The sequence below is a fragment of the Chryseobacterium glaciei genome, from assembly GCF_001648155.1.
GTDB lineage: Bacteria > Bacteroidota > Bacteroidia > Flavobacteriales > Weeksellaceae > Chryseobacterium > Chryseobacterium glaciei.
In genome coordinates, this window is the sequence record NZ_CP015199.1 from 171583 (window position 1) to 188340 (window position 16758).

At 34.3% G+C, this 16758-nt stretch carries 19 protein-coding genes and 1 tRNA gene; 6 read left to right on the forward strand and 14 right to left on the reverse strand.

Going from position 1 to position 16758, the window contains the following annotated elements; translation table 11 throughout:
- Positions 1 to 268: 268 nt before the first annotated feature.
- The 4 genes from A0O34_RS00725 to holA form a co-directional block, all read right to left on the reverse strand.
- Positions 269 to 353 (reverse strand) — tRNA-Ser (locus A0O34_RS00725).
- 143 nt (positions 354 to 496) lie between these two features.
- Entirely contained in the window at positions 497 to 865 is a 369-nt protein-coding gene (gene crcB / locus A0O34_RS00730; protein WP_066750130.1) for a fluoride efflux transporter CrcB, read from the reverse strand.
- Between the two features lie 52 nt (positions 866 to 917).
- Entirely contained in the window at positions 918 to 1859 is a 942-nt protein-coding gene (gene trxB / locus A0O34_RS00735) for a thioredoxin-disulfide reductase (protein ID WP_066750132.1), read from the reverse strand.
- A gap of 186 nt (positions 1860 to 2045) precedes the next feature.
- Positions 2046 to 3077, reverse strand: coding sequence for a DNA polymerase III subunit delta (gene holA, locus A0O34_RS00740; RefSeq protein ID WP_066750133.1), 1032 nt, complete (start codon positions 3075 to 3077; stop codon positions 2046 to 2048).
- 9 nt (positions 3078 to 3086) lie between these two features.
- On the opposite strand from holA, the gene A0O34_RS00745 reads away from it, so the two are divergent.
- Together A0O34_RS00745 and A0O34_RS00750 are read left to right on the forward strand one after the other, a co-directional pair.
- Complete coding sequence (locus tag A0O34_RS00745; RefSeq protein ID WP_066750135.1) at positions 3087 to 3515, forward strand: type I restriction enzyme HsdR N-terminal domain-containing protein; 429 nt, start codon at positions 3087 to 3089, stop codon at positions 3513 to 3515.
- 306 nt (positions 3516 to 3821) lie between these two features.
- Positions 3822 to 4565, forward strand: a complete 744-nt coding sequence (locus A0O34_RS00750; RefSeq protein WP_066750137.1) for a dienelactone hydrolase family protein — start codon at positions 3822 to 3824, stop codon at positions 4563 to 4565.
- Between the two features lie 150 nt (positions 4566 to 4715).
- Here the strand turns inward: A0O34_RS00750 and A0O34_RS00755 are convergent, their stop codons facing one another.
- From A0O34_RS00755 to A0O34_RS00775, 5 genes are read right to left on the reverse strand one after another with little or no spacing between them, the layout of a single operon-like run.
- Entirely contained in the window at positions 4716 to 5075 is a 360-nt protein-coding gene (locus A0O34_RS00755) for a cupin domain-containing protein (RefSeq protein WP_066750139.1), read from the reverse strand.
- Positions 5072 to 5599 carry a GNAT family N-acetyltransferase gene (locus A0O34_RS00760; RefSeq protein WP_066750141.1) on the reverse strand — a complete coding sequence of 176 codons (528 nt, stop codon included), beginning with the start codon at positions 5597 to 5599 and terminating at the stop codon, positions 5072 to 5074. Before A0O34_RS00760 ends, A0O34_RS00755 begins: the two co-directional genes overlap by 4 nt.
- A gap of 3 nt (positions 5600 to 5602) precedes the next feature.
- A complete protein-coding gene (locus A0O34_RS00765) occupies positions 5603 to 6208 on the reverse strand; it encodes a DUF2911 domain-containing protein (protein WP_066759385.1) in 606 nt (201 codons plus the stop codon).
- Between the two features lie 29 nt (positions 6209 to 6237).
- Positions 6238 to 7281 (reverse strand): bifunctional transcriptional activator/DNA repair enzyme AdaA, encoded by a 1044-nt coding sequence (locus A0O34_RS00770; protein WP_066750143.1) that lies wholly within the window; start codon positions 7279 to 7281, stop codon positions 6238 to 6240.
- Positions 7281 to 8057, reverse strand: coding sequence for an isocitrate lyase/PEP mutase family protein (locus A0O34_RS00775; protein WP_082891065.1), 777 nt, complete (start codon positions 8055 to 8057; stop codon positions 7281 to 7283). The genes A0O34_RS00770 and A0O34_RS00775 overlap by 1 nt, the downstream gene beginning before the upstream one ends.
- Positions 8058 to 8138: 81 nt before the next feature.
- Between A0O34_RS00775 and A0O34_RS00780 the strand changes: the two genes are divergently transcribed.
- From A0O34_RS00780 to A0O34_RS00790, 3 genes are all read left to right on the forward strand, one after another.
- The gene (locus A0O34_RS00780) at positions 8139 to 9047 is read left to right on the forward strand and encodes a retropepsin-like domain-containing protein (RefSeq protein WP_228394336.1); all 909 of its coding nucleotides are present in this window, start codon (positions 8139 to 8141) and stop codon (positions 9045 to 9047) included.
- 81 nt (positions 9048 to 9128) lie between these two features.
- On the forward strand, positions 9129 to 9359 hold the full coding sequence (locus A0O34_RS00785; RefSeq protein ID WP_066750146.1) for a hypothetical protein: 231 nt from the start codon (positions 9129 to 9131) through the stop codon (positions 9357 to 9359).
- On the forward strand, positions 9349 to 9642 hold the full coding sequence (locus A0O34_RS00790) for a type II toxin-antitoxin system RelE/ParE family toxin (RefSeq protein WP_066750148.1): 294 nt from the start codon (positions 9349 to 9351) through the stop codon (positions 9640 to 9642). Before A0O34_RS00785 ends, A0O34_RS00790 begins: the two co-directional genes overlap by 11 nt.
- A 48-nt stretch (positions 9643 to 9690) precedes the next feature.
- Here the strand turns inward: A0O34_RS00790 and A0O34_RS00795 are convergent, their stop codons facing one another.
- The 5 genes from A0O34_RS00795 to A0O34_RS00815 all read right to left on the reverse strand — a co-directional run bounded on the left by A0O34_RS00795 (position 9691) and on the right by A0O34_RS00815 (position 16008).
- Positions 9691 to 9966, reverse strand: a complete 276-nt coding sequence (locus A0O34_RS00795) for a hypothetical protein (protein ID WP_066750153.1) — start codon at positions 9964 to 9966, stop codon at positions 9691 to 9693.
- 107 nt (positions 9967 to 10073) lie between these two features.
- Positions 10074 to 13253 carry a carbamoyl-phosphate synthase large subunit gene (carB, locus tag A0O34_RS00800; protein ID WP_066750155.1) on the reverse strand — a complete coding sequence of 1060 codons (3180 nt, stop codon included), beginning with the start codon at positions 13251 to 13253 and terminating at the stop codon, positions 10074 to 10076.
- A 184-nt stretch (positions 13254 to 13437) separates the two neighbouring features.
- A complete protein-coding gene (tnpA, locus tag A0O34_RS00805) occupies positions 13438 to 13884 on the reverse strand; it encodes an IS200/IS605 family transposase (RefSeq protein ID WP_066750157.1) in 447 nt (148 codons plus the stop codon).
- A gap of 39 nt (positions 13885 to 13923) precedes the next feature.
- Positions 13924 to 14997 (reverse strand): carbamoyl phosphate synthase small subunit, encoded by a 1074-nt coding sequence (locus A0O34_RS00810; RefSeq protein WP_066750159.1) that lies wholly within the window; start codon positions 14995 to 14997, stop codon positions 13924 to 13926.
- Between the two features lie 120 nt (positions 14998 to 15117).
- Entirely contained in the window at positions 15118 to 16008 is an 891-nt protein-coding gene (locus A0O34_RS00815) for an aspartate carbamoyltransferase catalytic subunit (protein ID WP_066750161.1), read from the reverse strand.
- A 244-nt stretch (positions 16009 to 16252) separates the two neighbouring features.
- Here A0O34_RS00815 and A0O34_RS00820 point away from each other — a divergent pair, with 244 nt between their 5' ends.
- Positions 16253 to 16714 carry an Lrp/AsnC family transcriptional regulator gene (locus A0O34_RS00820; RefSeq protein ID WP_066750163.1) on the forward strand — a complete coding sequence of 154 codons (462 nt, stop codon included), beginning with the start codon at positions 16253 to 16255 and terminating at the stop codon, positions 16712 to 16714.
- Positions 16715 to 16758: the final 44 nt, after the last annotated feature.

A 16758-nucleotide genomic window follows, 5' to 3' on the forward strand; every position in this document is an offset into this window, starting at 1 on the left:
TCATTATCTTGAATTTTCAATATATGTTAGCAGCTTCTTTGAAGAAAGTTGATAATATTGATGAGTTACAAGATTGAATGGTTAAAGGAATATCGAACACATAATAATGAAGAATAGGAGTGTTTTAAAGCCAATATTTTTTTATTAAGGTAAACACTGAAAAACTCGAACACATATTTATATAACTTTATTCAAATGTAAAACATTGTAAATCAATGAATAAAGCTTACAAAAAAGGGAGACGTTTAAATATAAACGTCTCCCTAAGCGGAGAGAGAGGGATTCGAACCCCCGGACCTGTTACAGTCAATAGTTTTCAAGACTATCGCAATCGACCACTCTGCCATCTCTCCTTAAACTTCGATTATATCGTTGTTTTTGGTGGTGCAAATATAGAAAGTTTTTCAATTCTGTCAAAACATTTTCGAAAGAATTTCATTCAAAAAACAATAATCACCTATAAATCAACCTAATTATTTTTCGTAAATACCGACTACTACAGTGAAGTTTGAATTTTCATTCCTAAAATCACAGCTCCAAATCCTAAAATCAGGCTTAATAAAACATATAAAGATAAGATTCCGTACTGTTGATTTTGCCACAAAGAGAAATTTTCTACAGAGAAAGTAGAAAAAGTAGTGTAACCTCCGCAAAGTCCTGTAATTAAAAGAAATTTTAATGAATTGTCATTCTTCACAAAATAAGAAGTCAGAAAGCCAATAAGAAGGCATCCTGTGATATTCACCAAAAAAGTGCCCAACGGAAATGAATTAACATTCCAAAGTTTTTGGGTATAGTTTGATATCAGATATCTTAGAATACTTCCTAAACCACCTCCAATAAATATGTAGAAAAGATTTTTCATCGTAAAAAACAAACGCACCAAAAAGGTGCGTTTTATATTTTAAAATTAACTATTAATGTAATTCAGCTAAATATTTTTCAGCATCCATTGCAGACATACATCCACTTCCAGCCGCTGTAATCGCTTGTCTGTAGATATGATCTTGAACATCTCCTGCTGCAAAAACTCCGGGAAGATTGGTTCTTGTAGAACCTTTTTCAGTTACGATATATCCGTTTTCGTCAAGGTCGATTTGTCCTGCAAAAATATCCGTATTCGGCTTGTGACCGATCGCGATAAAAATTCCGTGAACATCAACTGTAGACTTTTCCTGAGTTTGGTTATTGATGGCAACTGCTCTTTCTACTAAATTATTTTCACCTTCAATACCAATCAATTCGTGGAAAAACTTCACTTCAATATTCGGTGTATTCTGAACTCTGTGGATCATCGCTTTTGACGCTCTGAACTCCCCTTTTCTCACTAACATGGTTACTTTATTCACCAATTTAGCAAGGTAAGTAGCTTCTTCAGCTGCTGTATCACCTGCTCCTACTACTACAACATCTTTTCCTCTGTAGAAAAATCCGTCACATGTAGCACATGCGGAAACTCCTCCTCCATTGTATTTTTTCTCGTCATCAAGACCTAAATATTTTGCTGTAGCTCCTGTTGAAATAATTACTGTTTTAGCAAAAATCTCTTTGGTTCCAGCGTATAATTTATGAACTCCTCCAACTTCTTTAGAAAATTCAACTTTAGTGATCATTTCGTAATGAACTTTAGTATCAAATCTTTCAGCTTGTTTTTGCAAATCCATCATCATTTCAGGACCTGTAATCCCTGCCGGATACCCTGGAAAGTTATCAACTTCTGTGGTTGTCGTTAATTGTCCGCCCGGCTCCAAACCTGTGTATAATTCAGGTTTTAAGTCTGCTCTTGCTGCATAAATTGCCGCTGTGAAACCAGAAGGTCCAGATCCAACGATCACACAATCTAAAATGTTTTGCTCCATAATTTGCTTTTCAAAAGATTTAAAAATTTCCGACTGCTAATTTCGGAATTTTTAATATGTAATTAAAGTTATTTTAATGATACTTGTCAATATTTAATATGTCGAATTTCGATAGTTAATGGTTGATTGTTTTTGATTGACAGATTTTAATATCCATCAACTGAAAACTAACAACAAGCAACAAAATTAGACCTTAATCTTATCTACATTGATAATCTTGTAAACCAATTCTTTGATCAATTCCGCTTCGCTCATATTTACCGCTCCGAGGCCCTTTCCTTTCATGTCAAATTCTCTCAAAATTGAAATCACTCTTGTTGCATGTTTTAAAGGATATAATCTTGCACTTTCGGCATAATCTTTAACAAAATAAGGATTAATTCCCATTTGTGAAGCGATAACCTGCGGTGGCTGACCAGCCATTGTATTGTAAATAATAACATTGGAAAAGTAGCTGTACAAATTCGCCAACATCATTACAAAAGGATTATTTTTAGGATTTTTGCCCATAAAATGAGCAATTTTAAAAGCTGCATTGGCATTTTTTGTTCCTAAAGCTTTCTGTAATTCGAAAACATTGTATTCTTTACTGATTCCGATGTGGTTTTCAATGATTGTTCCGTCGAGAACTTCTCCTTCTTTAAGGATTATTTTTAATTTATTTAATTCATTGGCGATTCTGGAAAGGTCATTTCCAAGATATTCTGCCAAGAGGTTTGAAATATTCGGGGCTGTTTTTATTTTTAATTTAAGACATTCGTCAGCTATCCATTTTGGGAGATTATTTTCTCTGATAGATTCACTCAGAAAAAGTGCTTTGGCTTTATCTAAAGCTTTCGTAACCTTTTTTCGACTGTCTAACTTCTTGTGTTTGTGGGCAAAAACCAAAACGGTAGACGGAACAGGATTTTCAACATAAGCTTCTAAAGCTCTACCTTCTTCTTCATTCAGCTTTAAATCCTGAGCTTCTTTTACGATAATTACCTGCTTATCTCCCATCATCGGAAACTGTCTGGCCAACGAAAGAATTTCCTGATAAGTAGTATCTTTTCCGTAAGTAACAGTTTGGTTGAAAGCCTTTTCATCTTCTTCCAAAAAGTCGTGTTCAAGAGCTTTTACCGCTAAATCAATAAAATAAGGTTCATCTCCGTGGAAAAAATAAATAGGTAAAACTTCTTTATTTTTAATATTTTTGAGGATTAAATCTAATTCTTTCATCTTACTATAATGGAACTCCCAAAACTGAATTTTCAGGAAACTTTTGATTTTAAATTCAAGAAAGACAAAGATAAGTTTTTTATTTATGATGTCGTTCGTAAAACTTACCTTTTGCTCACCCCCGAAGAATGGGTGCGGCAGCATTGGATACATTATTATCTTACCGTAAAATCCTATTCTGTATCGGCATTGATTACTGAAAAAAAGATTGTTTTAAACGGTTTAACAAAGAGAATTGACCTTTTGGTTACCGAAAAAGCACAACCTAAAATCTTGATTGAATGCAAGGCTCCATCTATTAAATTAACGGAGAAAACGTTTGAACAAACCGCTAGATATAATTCCATTATCGGAGCAACAGAAATTGTTCTGACAAATGGTTTGCAACATATTAATGCGTATTACGAAAACGGCGAGTATCAGTTTTATAAAGCTTAATGTTTCATAACGTTTTATTAATCGTTGTTGTGAGTTATTTTCATTAATTTAGATGAGGATTTTACTTCAAATACAAATCATTACGACAAACCTAACAGGTTTCGAAAACCTGTTAGGTTTAGATTCATAGTATGGAAAGATTCGAGTCTAGATTACTGCGGGATGACAAAGAGAATATTGATTTTATTGTGAAAAAATTTAAAATCCGACAAATACCCTAGCCCCGATTGCAGAGAAAATCCTTTTTTGAAAAAAAAGATTGTAACGGAAAGCGGGAAATAGCTCCTAAAAAATAAATTACGAAATATGATACGTTCAATCTTATTAACAGCTTCTCTCATGGCTTCAGGAACAATTTTCAGTCAAAATCTTAAAACAGTTTCTTATCAGGATGGTACGCAAAAACTGAATGGTTTGGTAACTTCCAATGCAGGTAAAAAACTTCCCGGAGTCTTAATTCTTCCAGCTTGGAAAGGAATTGATGATGAAGCAAAAATGGCTGCCACTGAATTAGAAAAACAAGGCTATATTGCTTTCATTGCTGATATTTATGGTGAAGGAAATATTCCGGCTGACGGTGATTCTGCTGCAAAAACTTCAGGATATTATAAAAAGAATTATGAAGCTTATCAAAAAAGAATTTCTTTGGCTTTGGAACAATTAAAGAAAAATGGAGCTATTTCAGATAAAATTGCCGTGATTGGTTATTGTTTCGGAGGAACGGGAGCTCTAGAATCTGCGAGAGGAAGTCTGCCTGTTGTGGGCGTTATTTCTATCCATGGAAGCATCGGGAAAGACCAAGCCAGAAAAAACGGAGTGATCTCTACTAAAATTTTAGTTGAAAACCCTGCTGATGACAAAAGCATCACACCAGAAGATTACAATAATTTGGTTAAAGAGATGAATGACGGCAATGCGGATTGGCAAATTATTACTTATGCGCACTCAAAACATACTTTTACAGATCCAAAATCACCTGATTATAACGAAGTGATGGCCAAAAGAGCTTGGAATCATACGTTGATGTTTTTGAACGAGATTTTAAAGTAAAATTCTAAAAATATAATAGTCTTTTTGTCATTCTGCCGCATTTTAACCATTAAGTTTCATTTAAGAAGTTAAGATTATTAAGGTAGATTCTTCATTCCGCTTCGCTACTTTCAGAATGACAAAGAGACTTTATAATTTTTATTCAGTTTCCTACTCTTCCCTATTTACAAGGTCAATTGAAAAGGCAGGAAGACAAATGGCAACATATTCGCAAGGCTCAGAAAAGGGATTACTGTAACGAACTCTCGCTCCTTTTTCTACTAAAATGCTTTGTCCTTTTTCGAGGATAACAATTTCGCCATCGATTTCAAATTGTTTTTTACCTGAAATAATCATGGTAAATTCGTCAAATTGAGGAGTCTGATGTGGTTCACTCCAATCTGGCGGTGCAACCATGTGAGCAATTGAAATATTTGAATTTTGGGTAGAATTGCCCCAATGTTCTTCAATTAATTTCCCGTCTGTAGTCGGAACTACAAAGGGTGATTTTTGGATTTTAAATTTTTTCATGACCAATTTTCTTTTTTGATTTCGTAAACAAAATTAGTTCTCGTAGGTTCTCCGAAATAGGCAACTTCCTCTTCCGCAATCTTCTCACCTCCAAGTCTTCCCAAAGCAATCTGCGAACGGAAATTTTCTTTACCAATATGGAAAAATACTTTGTCTACAAATTGGAAAATATAATCCAGCATTAATTTTTTGATCTTCGGATTGATTCCTTTTCCCCAAGATTTTGTACCGTAAAAAGTATAGCCAACAAAAATGCCATTTTTATTTTCATCAAAATCATAGTAACGGGTACTTCCCAAAACATCTCCGGAACTTTTATCTATAATTTTAAAAGCACCTTTGCTTTCTATTGCGCCTTTGAAAAAGTTTTCAAAAACTTCTCTCTGATAACGATCTTTATTGGGATGCTGTTCCCAAACTTTAGGGTCTGAAGCCACTTCGTATAAAGACTCAAAATCCCCTTGCTGTAAGGGGATTAATTGATATTCCTGATTTTCTAAAATAGGTTGAATAGAAAAATCCATCTCTTAGCTTTTTGTTTTTGCAGCGTCTGATTCAATTTTCTTGATCTCTTTCAGCTTTTCAGCAATTTTGGTTACTGCCTCTGGTTTTGCTGGTTTTAAAGCAACCTCTGCCTGAGCAAGATCCCATTTGATGACAAGATTTCCAGAATTTTCATCTGTTGGATTTAATGTGATTTCAAACCACTCTTGTTTGTCTGCCAATTTATTAACAGGTACTGTAACATCTACAACATCCTGTTTTGCGTCATAAGTATACGCTCCCCACTGTTGGAAATCTTTATTCAAGATTACTTTCCATTCTTTTTCTGTAGGAACGATGAACAATCCGTAAGTTCCCGCAGGAACGATTTTCCCACCGAAGTTAACCGACTGTCCGAATGTGATTTTTGTAGAAGAGTTTGCTCCCGCTCTCCAAACTTGTCCGTAAGGAACCAATTCTCCGAAGATCTTACGACCTTTTACTCCCGGTCTTCCGTAATCGATGGTGATTTTAGACATTGAGAACTGCTGTTCTACCTGTTGACGCGGACTTGCTGCCGGTACCGAGTAGTCTTGTGCAAAACTGAAAGCTGAAGCTGATATGCAAAGTGCAAATAGTAACTTTTTCACGTGTAAATTTTTGTTTAAAAATACGAAAATCAAAACAAAATAGCCTTCTCTAATTCTAATAATTTTTGTTTTCTCCAGATTCCGCCTGCGTAGCCTACCAGTTCACCGTTTGAACCGATCACCCGGTGACACGGAATTAAAATGGCTATTTTATTGATTCCGTTGGCGGTTCCTACGGCTCGAATTGCTTTTGGATTTCCTAAAAATTCAGATTGCTGTTTGTAAGTTCTGATCTCTCCTATTGGAATTTCGCGCAAAAGCTGCCAGACATTTTTCTGGAATTCTGTTCCTGTAATAAATAACGGAACATCAAATTGACTTCTTTTTCCTTCAAAATACTCTGCTAATTCATCTTCCAACTGTTTGAAATGCTTGTTTTCACCTTGAACAATTTCAGCGTTTAATGCTTTGGATAATGAGATAAATTGTTTTTCCATATTTTTTCGGTCTGTAAATTCAAGCAAACAAATACCTTCATCTACAGCGCATGCAAACATGGTTCCGAGGGGAGTTTCAATTCTTTTAAGATCAATAATCATTTGTATTCTGCTGTTTTTTGGAGAAACTCCTAGAATATTTTTAAAACTTTCATTAAAACCACTTAAACTTTCATATCCTGAATCCAAAGCTGTTTCCATAATACTTTCACCATTTTTTATTTTTTTGAAAGCTGTGTTCATCCTGAATTCTCTTTGAAAAGTCTGAAAGGTCATTCCGTGATTTTTCAGAAACCAGCGACGGATTGTTACGGGTTCAATATTTCTTTTCAGGAGATCAACATCTTTTATTTTTAAAGATTCATTTTGTGTAAGTTCAGCCAATAATTCCTGAATATATTGAGGTGTTTCATTTAATTTTTCAAGAGGCTTGCATATTTTGCATGCTCTGTATCCTTTTTCAATCGCTTCTTTTGCGTTTAGAAAGAATTCTACGTTTTCTTTCTTCGGCTTTCGTGCAGTACAGGTTGGCCGACAAAAAATTCCGGTAGTTTTTACAGCCATCCAGTAAGTTCCTTCAAATGAAGAATCTTTATCCAACGATGCCTGATACATTCTCTCTGCTGTAAGTTTCATTAATTATTTAAAAATGGGTAAAAAACTTTGTTCCTGCATAATTTCACGGCCTTTCCCTCTAAATTTTTATAAATATGTCCATTTACAAAATTACCGGAAGATATTCTTTTTACGCCTAAATCCTGAAGGGTTTTAAAATCAGGTAACTCAGGCATACACATAACGTTAACAGGGATTTTAGTTGAATTAACAATCGTTTCAATATCTTTTTCTTGAGTAATACACGGAACAAAAATTCCATCAATGCCAGCTTCTTCAAACAGTTTGATTCTTTGTAGCGTTTCTTCTACAGGATTTTCCAGTTCTAATAAAAAAGTATCTGTTCTTACGTTGATAAACATTTCTATTTTCTCTTCTTTGAGTTTTGAAATAATTGATTTCAGTTTTTCAAAAAACACTTCTTTATCTGCTATTTTCCTTGTCCCATCAATAATAAAACTGTCTTCTATATTAATACCAACCGCTCCTATTTCTGCAATTTTAGAAATATTTGAAACAACAGCATCAACTGTCTTTCCATAACCGCCTTCAAGATCCACCGTTAATGGAATTGATATTGATTTTAAAATTCTTTCAACTATATAAAGATATTCATCGAAACTCATGTTTTCTCCATCTTCATATCCTAAACTATGTGCAACGGCTGAACTTGAAGTCGCCAACGCTTTATATCCTAACTTCTCATAGATTTTAGCACTTTGCGGACTCCAGACATTTCCTAGCAATAACAGTTCGTCATTTTGATGCAGTTCTTTAAATATTTGAATATTTGTCATTCTATTTTTTTGATAAAATTAAACTTTTACACCATTGATGAGCAACCGAAAAATGGACAAGTATTTTTTTACATTCTTCTTATGTCAAAAATAAAAGGTAATTTACTTCCTTTAAAACATCAACTCATATCCAAATCATCCATGTTCAAAAAACTAAGTCTCCTCGTTCTTCTTTTCATAAGTTTTTCACTTGTAAAAGCTCAGGAAAAAATTCCGTTTAGAATAACCAAACATAACAATATCATTGTAAAAACTTTAGTAAATGATAAAGATTCTCTGGATCTTATGTTCCAAATTGCGATGGAAGACGCTTCCATTTCTCCTGAACGTACAAGAAAGGCTGACCACATTATTTTTAAAGACGAAATCAGTGAAAATAATACTGTAAAAATCGGAAAATTAACCAAGAAAAACATTCAATTTTTTGATAATGAATTGACAGGTCATGAAGCTGACGGAAAAATTGGGACGGGGATTTTCAAAGGAAAAGCTTTTAAAATTGATTATGATAACAATCAATTTATGATTTATAACAAAATGCCAGATTTGAAAGGCTACGAATCAACGCCTTTATTTTCAGAAAACGGGCAATTTTATATTGTTGCAGATAACGTTATTGGAGGTAAACAAGAGGAAGTTTATTTTCTTTTACAATCGGGATATTCTGGCGGAATTCTCTACAGTAATGAGTTCGCAGACGGAAAAGAATTAGACAAAAAATTAACCGTAACCAGCGAAAAAACATTAAAAAATTCTGCAGGAAAAAGCATCGTAACCAAACAAGGAGTTTTGCCTTTTTTGAAGTTAGGAAACATTGTATTAAAAGATGTTTCGGCCGGATTTTTTGCGGGTGATCTTAAAACTCAAAAAACAAATTATTTCGGAGCCGATTTGCTGAGAAGATTTAATTGGATCTTTGATGCAGAAAGAAAAACGGCTTATTTTAAACCTAGTAAGTATTTTTCTGAGGGGTATTATAAGATTAAATAATTTCTTTTGTCTTGAAATAAATTGTAATCTTACTCACATAAAAAACAATAAATATTTATAAATTTGTTTAAAACAAAAGAGATGGAATCTGTTACTTTAAAAAACATTAATGAAATACTGAAAGATGCTCCCGAAAGCACTTTAGAAAGGGTCTTAGGCTATATTGAAGGTATTTTAGAAGATAAAAGCAGTGAATTTAAACTTTCTGAAGAACAAAAAGAAAGTCTAAAAAAAATTAAGCAGAGGTCTTATAATCAGCACACCGAAATTGATACCTTTCTCAATGAAATGAGTTCAAAATATGGGATATAAGATCATTATTTCGGATGAAGCAAAAATCGATATAGAACATTCTTATCTCTATTATAAGACCAAAGTAAATAAAAAAGTTGCTAATCAATTTTTCAAAGAATTTAAATCTTCATTGAATATAATTTCTAAAAATCCATTTTTCAAAATTTGGTTTGATGATTTCCATGGCAAACCAATGAAAAAATATCCTTTTCTAATTTTTTACATTGTTGATAGAGAAAATCTAACAATTGTTGTAGCAAGAGTTTTTCATACTTCTCAAAGTCCTGAAAAATATCCATGATAATCTAGAAATTCTTCATGATTTACAGTGTATTAATATAACGTTATTTTACTTTTCTGAAATATAATCATATCCTATTTCTTTAGTTCCTAAAAAATCTTGCTTAGATATTCTCTTAATTAAAATTCCGTCTTGATCAAGTTCTTTCAAGATTTGCTTTAAATTTAATAATACAGACTTATTTTTAATAATGAAAGAATGTTCAATAATAGGAAAACCGAGATTCTTTAAAATACTCGTTGGTGTTATGACATATTTCTTTTTTGCCTGTTGAATCTTTAAGATTTCAATTATTTGAGCTTTGTCAAGTTCTTCTAAGTTCACAATATTGTTAATTTATGAATATCTAAATTAATCATTTTTCTTCATTTAAAAACAAAAATCCCCGCAAGAAAACTTACGAGGATTAAATTTATATTTTAGTTTTGAAACTACATCGTCTCCATTTTGAAACTCATGCTTTCGATCACTTTCAAGATTGCTTCCACTGTATCCATTGATGTTAAACAAGGAACACCGTTCTCAACACTCATTCTTCTGATTTGGAAACCATCTCTTTCAGACTGTTTTCCTTTTGTCATCGTGTTGACAACATACTGAACTTTTCCTTTTTGGATAAGATCAATTAAGTTAACGCTGTCTTCTCCGATTTTGTATCCGATCTTACAAGGAATTCCCTGTTCTGCAAAGAATTTTGCAGTTCCTTCCGTTGCCCAGATTCTGAAACCAACTTCGTGGAATCTTGCTGCCAAATCTGCCGCTTCCTGCTTGTGTTTATCTGCTACCGTGAACAAAATAGATCCGTGCATCGGAACTTTTCTTCCTGCTGCAACCAATCCTTTGTAAAGCGCTTTTTCCAACGTTGTGTCTTTCCCCATAACCTCTCCTGTAGACTTCATTTCTGGGCCTAGAGAGATGTCAACCTTCGTTAATTTAGAGAAAGAGAACACAGGAACTTTTACATAAACTCCTTCTTTGTTTGGAACCAATCCGTTTTTGTAACCTAAATCTTTCAGTTTCTGACCTAAAATTGCTTTTGTAGCAAGGTTTGCCATCGGAACTTCTGTGATTTTAGATAAGAAAGGAACTGTTCTTGATGAACGTGGATTTACCTCGATTACAAACACATTTCCTTCAAAAAGAACGTATTGAATATTCATTAATCCAATCACATTCAATCCTTTAGCTAATCTTTGAGTGTAATCTACCAAAGTATCGATTTCTGCCTGAGAAACATTCTGTGGCGGATATACTGCGATTGAATCTCCTGAGTGAACTCCAGCTCTTTCGATATGCTCCATAATTCCTGGAATCACCACCGTTTCACCGTCGCAGATTGCGTCTACTTCCACTTCTCTTCCTGTGATATAACGATCGACCAAAACAGGCTGATCAGGACTTGCGTCTACCGCAAATTCCATATAGTGCGCCAATTCTTCTTCAGTGTATACAATTTCCATTGCTCTTCCTCCCAAAACGTAGCTTGGACGAACCAAAACCGGATATCCGATTTCGTTCGCAATCACAATTGCTTCTTCTTTTGAAGTCGAAGTTTTTCCTAAAGGCTGAGGAATTCCCATTTCCTGAAGGGCTTTTTCAAACTTATCTCTATTTTCAGCTCTGTCAAGATCTTCCAATGAAGTTCCAAGGATTTTTACTCCGTAACTTGCCAATTTATCAGCTAAGTTAATTGCTGTCTGACCTCCGAACTGAACAACAACTCCCATTGGTTTTTCAAGATCGATGATGCTCATTACATCTTCTTCCGTTAAAGGCTCGAAGTATAATTTATCTGAAATTGAGAAATCTGTAGAAACTGTTTCAGGATTATTATTGATGATAATCGCTTCGTAACCCAATTCTTTGATCGCCCAAACCGAGTGAACCGTTGCGTAATCAAACTCAACTCCCTGCCCGATTCTGATTGGCCCTGAACCTAAAACGATGATCTTTTCTTTATCTGTAATGATACTTTCGTTTTCTTCTTCGTAAGTTCCGTAAAAATATGGTGTTTCGCTTTCAAATTCAGCAGCACAAGTGTCTACCATTTTGTAAACCGGAATTACGCCATTTTCTTTTCTGAAGTTATACACTTCTCTTTGAGTAGACTCCCATAAGTGAGCGATATTCTGATCCGAGAAACCTAATTTTTTAGCTTTAATTAAAATTTCTTTGTCGAATTTATGAGCAGCGATTGTTTTTTCGAAATCAACTAATTTCTTTAATTTCCAGATGAAGAATTTATCAATTTTACTCCATTCTACGATTTGTTCCCAGTCGTAACCTCTTCTTAAAGCATCACAAATGATGAACAATCTTTCGTCATCACAAACTCTGATTCTTCTTTCGATATCTTCATCTGTTAAAGCTGCAGCCTGTTTTGTTTTTAAACCTAAATGTCTCAAGCCTGTTTCCAGAGAACGAACTGCTTTTTGTAAAGACTCTTCGAAATTTCTTCCGATTGCCATTACTTCACCTGTTGCTTTCATCTGTGTTGACAATCTTCTGTCTGCTGTTTCGAATTTATCGAATGGGAATCTTGGGAATTTTGTTACCACATAATCCAAAGCCGGCTCGAAACAAGCATATGTTTTACCTGTAACCGGATTCATGATTTCATCTAAAGTTAATCCTACAGCAATTTTTGCAGCAATTTTAGCGATCGGATATCCTGTCGCTTTTGATGCTAAAGCTGATGAACGAGAAACTCTTGGGTTAACCTCGATGATATAATATTCGAATGAATGTGGATCTAAAGCCAACTGTACGTTACATCCTCCTTCAATTCCTAATGCTCTGATGATTTTTAATGAAGCATTTCTCAACATCTGATATTCTCTATCAGAAAGCGTTTGAGAAGGTGCCACAACGATTGAGTCACCAGTGTGAACTCCAACCGGATCTATATTTTCCATGTTACAAACCACAATCGCGTTGTCGTTTGCATCACGCATTACTTCATACTCAATTTCCTTGAAACCTGCAATTGATCTTTCGATAAGACATTGTGTAACAGGACTATATTTTAGACCTAATTCTGCAATTTCTTTTAATTCGATTTCATTTGAAGCGATTCCACCTCCTGTTCCACCCATTGTAAAAGCTGGACGAACAATCACAGGATAACCAATTTCTTCAGCAAAGCTTAATGCTCCTTCAACCGTTGTTACGATATCAGATTCAGGAACGGGTTCGTTCAATTCTCTCATCAATTCACGGAAAAGATCTCTGTCTTCCGCTCTGTTGATCGCAGAAAGTGTAGTTCCAAGAACCTCAACTTTACATTCTTCAAGAATTCCTGATTTTTCCAATTCTACCGCCATGTTCAGACCTGTTTGCCCACCAAGTGTCGGTAAAAGTGCATCCGGACGCTCTTTTCTGATGATGTGACTTACAAACTGAAGTGAAATCGGCTCGATATATACTTTATCAGCGATTTCAACATCCGTCATAATCGTCGCAGGGTTTGAATTAATCAAAATCACCTTGTACCCTTCTTCTCTCAAAGACAGACAAGCCTGCGTTCCTGCGTAATCAAATTCTGCTGCCTGACCAATGATAATAGGTCCTGAACCGATTACTAAAATTGTTTTTATGTCGTTTCTTTTCATTTTTTTCTTTTTTATTATTCCATGGATTGCATCCGTGGCTATTATTGTTGAACCATTTCATGGTTCTGTCTCTTTTTTTTGTTGGGCAGCCACGAAGTGGCTGAATCTTAATAGCCGTAGGTGAAACCTATGGATTGGATATTAAATCACATTCAGACAACCCATGAAATGGGTTGAATATTATTTACCACAGATATTTTTCATCAAATTCAACTCCATGAGATTTTAGCAAATTCTTATATTCATCCTCAAAAGATTCAGTTTTATGATGCTCTTTTTGATTTTTAATATAATTAATGACCATATCCTTTTCTCTTTCTGAATAGGTGAATGCGCCGTAGCCATTCTGCCATTCTTCAAAATCAGGAAATAATCCGCTTTGCTTGATCCATAAGTTGGTTGAAACCTTTATATCTTTTACAAAACTGCTTAAAGAAACTGATGGATGCAGATCTGTAAATAAATGAACATGATCCGGCATTCCATTAATCCTATAAAGTTTGCAGTTTTTATTTTTTACAATTCCCCAAATATATTTGTATAATTCATCTTCATGCTCAATATTCAACACAAGTTTTCTGTGCTTCGTACTGAAGACAATCTGATAATATATTTGACGGAATGTTGACATTTATATTTCTATCTATTAAATGTAAATTATTGATTCTTCTTACTTTTTGAAATCCTCCATCAGAGTGATGAAATCATCAAACAAATAGTTTGCATCTTCAGGACCTGGACTAGCTTCCGGGTGATACTGCACTGAGAAACAAGGATGAATTTTATGCTTCAGACCTTCGTTTGTTCTGTCGTTCAATGCGATGTGTGTTTCGATTAAATCTGTATCTTTCAAACTTTCCTGATCAACAGCGTAACCATGATTTTGAGAAGTAATTGCTACTTTATTTTTTTCTAAATCTAAAACAGGGTGATTTCCTCCTCTGTGACCGAATTTTAACTTGAAAGTTTTCGCTCCACAAGCCAATCCTATTAATTGATGTCCTAAACAGATTCCGAAGATTGGAACTTTTCCTAATAATCCACGGATCATTTCCAACGCTTGTTGATTGTCTTCGGGGTCACCAGGCCCGTTTGACAACATAATTCCGTCCGGATCCATTAATAAAATCTCTTCTGCTGTTGTATCGTGAGAAACCACTGTGATGTCGCAGTTTCTTTGAGATAATTCTCTGATAATCCCTAATTTAGATCCAAAATCTACCAACACAACTTTCAAGCCTCTACCCGGATTTGCATAAGAAGTTTTTGTAGAAACTGTTTCTACCTGATTTGTTGGAAATGTTGTTCCTTTTAATTCTGCAATAACTGTATTTTCGTCAGCATCAGCATTTACAATTTTACCTTTTACGACTCCAGAATTACGTAGAATTCTTGTCAGTCTTCTTGTATCGATTCCTGAAATTCCTGAAAGGTTTTTCTTTTTAAATAATTCATCTAAAGTAATCTGAGTACGGAAATTTGAAGGCAAATCACAAACTTCTTTTACAATAAGACCTTTGATAGCCGGCTCGATACTCTCATAATCATCTCTATTAATCCCATAGTTTCCGATTAGCGGATAAGTCATACAAACAATCTGACCGCAATATGATGGATCAGAAATCAATTCTTGATAACCCGTCATTCCGGTATTGAAAACCACCTCTCCTGCAGTCTCCAATTCTGTTCCGAAACCTTCTCCATGAAACACTTCACCGGATTCCAGTATTAACTTTTTCTTCATTTTTATTTAGATTTTCTTTTTATTCTTTCTATTTTTTGTCTTCCATGAATTTCATTCATGGCTATTAATATTTCGCCCCCTTGGGGCTCAGAAACTTTTTACTTTTAACTTGGCTCTTTTTTATTTAAAAGTATGTCCTTCTTTTTCTAAGGCTTCTTTTAAAATGGCCATTCTTGCGAAGACTCCGTTCTGCATTTGTTTGAAAACTCTTGAACGCTCGCATTCTACTAAGTCTGTATCAATTTCAACTCCTCTGTTGATTGGTGCCGGGTGCATGATAATCGCTTCTTTTTTCATTGCCTTTTCTCTTTCTTTCGTCAAACCGTATTTTCTGTGGTAATCTGAAGCTGAGAAACTCATTTTAGCATCGTGTCTTTCGTGTTGGATTCTCAATAACATTAAAACATCAACATCTTTTATCATTTCATCTACAGAAAGATATGTTCCGTTGATTAAAGCGCCTTCGTCAAACCAATCTTCTGGTCCTGAGAAGTAAACTTTAGCACCTAATCTTCTTAATGCTTCTGCATTTGAATTGGCAACTCGGCTGTGTTTTACATCTCCTACAATTCCTACTTTTAAACCTTCAAATTTCCCAAATTCCTGATAAATTGTCAGTAAATCCAGCATACATTGTGAAGGGTGATTTCCCGTTCCGTCTCCTCCGTTGATTACAGGAATTTTAATATCTTTTAATTCATCAAAATATCTGTCTTTCTTATCTCTTATCACAACAAGATTTACTCCTATACTTTCAATCGTTTTTACCGTATCATAAAGACTTTCTCCTTTGTTTACCGAACTGTGAGATGCATCGAAAGGAACCACTTGTAATCCTAATTTTCTTTCGGCAATATCAAAACTTGTTTTCGTTCTTGTACTGTCTTCAAAAAAGAGATTTGAGCAAAAAACTTCTCCTTCAATTTTGGCAGTTTTTCCATTCGCAAAAGCCATCGCTTCAGCCAGTATACTGTTGATTCTCTCGGTGCTTAGTTCTGTAATCGTAAACATAATATCTTAAATTTTTTACAAAAAAAAAGCGAAGAAAATATCTTCGCTTACTATAAATAAATATCGTAAAGGGCGTCTACGCCCGGTAATTCTAATGATATAAATACTGTGTTATTCATTAGGTGCAAAGATACTATAAATTCTGAAACTGACAAAATCAAAGTTTCAAATAAATTAAAAAACTTTAATCATTCCTTACTTTTCATTTTTAAATACTATTTTTGTTAAAACTCAAACCTTGTTTATGGACTTAAAAGACAAAATGATTCTCAGCATCATTCAGGAGGACTCTACTTATTCTGTGAAAGACATTTCAGAAAAGATAGGTCTTACCTTTACTCCGACTTATGAAAGAATCAAACAGCTAGAGAAACAGGGAATTATTGAGAAGTATGTAGGTCTATTGAATCGCGAAAAACTGGGTTTAAATATTGTCGTTTACTGCAACGTACGCCTCAAAGAACAATCCAAAAAAGTATTGGAAACGTTCGAAAAAAACATCATGCAGCACGATGAAGTTCAGGAAATCATCAGTCTTTCCGGTGAATACGATTATATGTTGAAAATCATTGCAAAGGATATTAATTCTTATAATGAATTCGCAGTTAATATTATTTCAAATATTCCTAATATTGGGCAATATCACAGTTCGATTGTGCTTCACGAGGTTAAAAAATCTACTAAGTTTAAGATTGATTTGGGGTAAATATTTAAATTACAAAGCGTAGTCACCTCTTATTATTAGATATC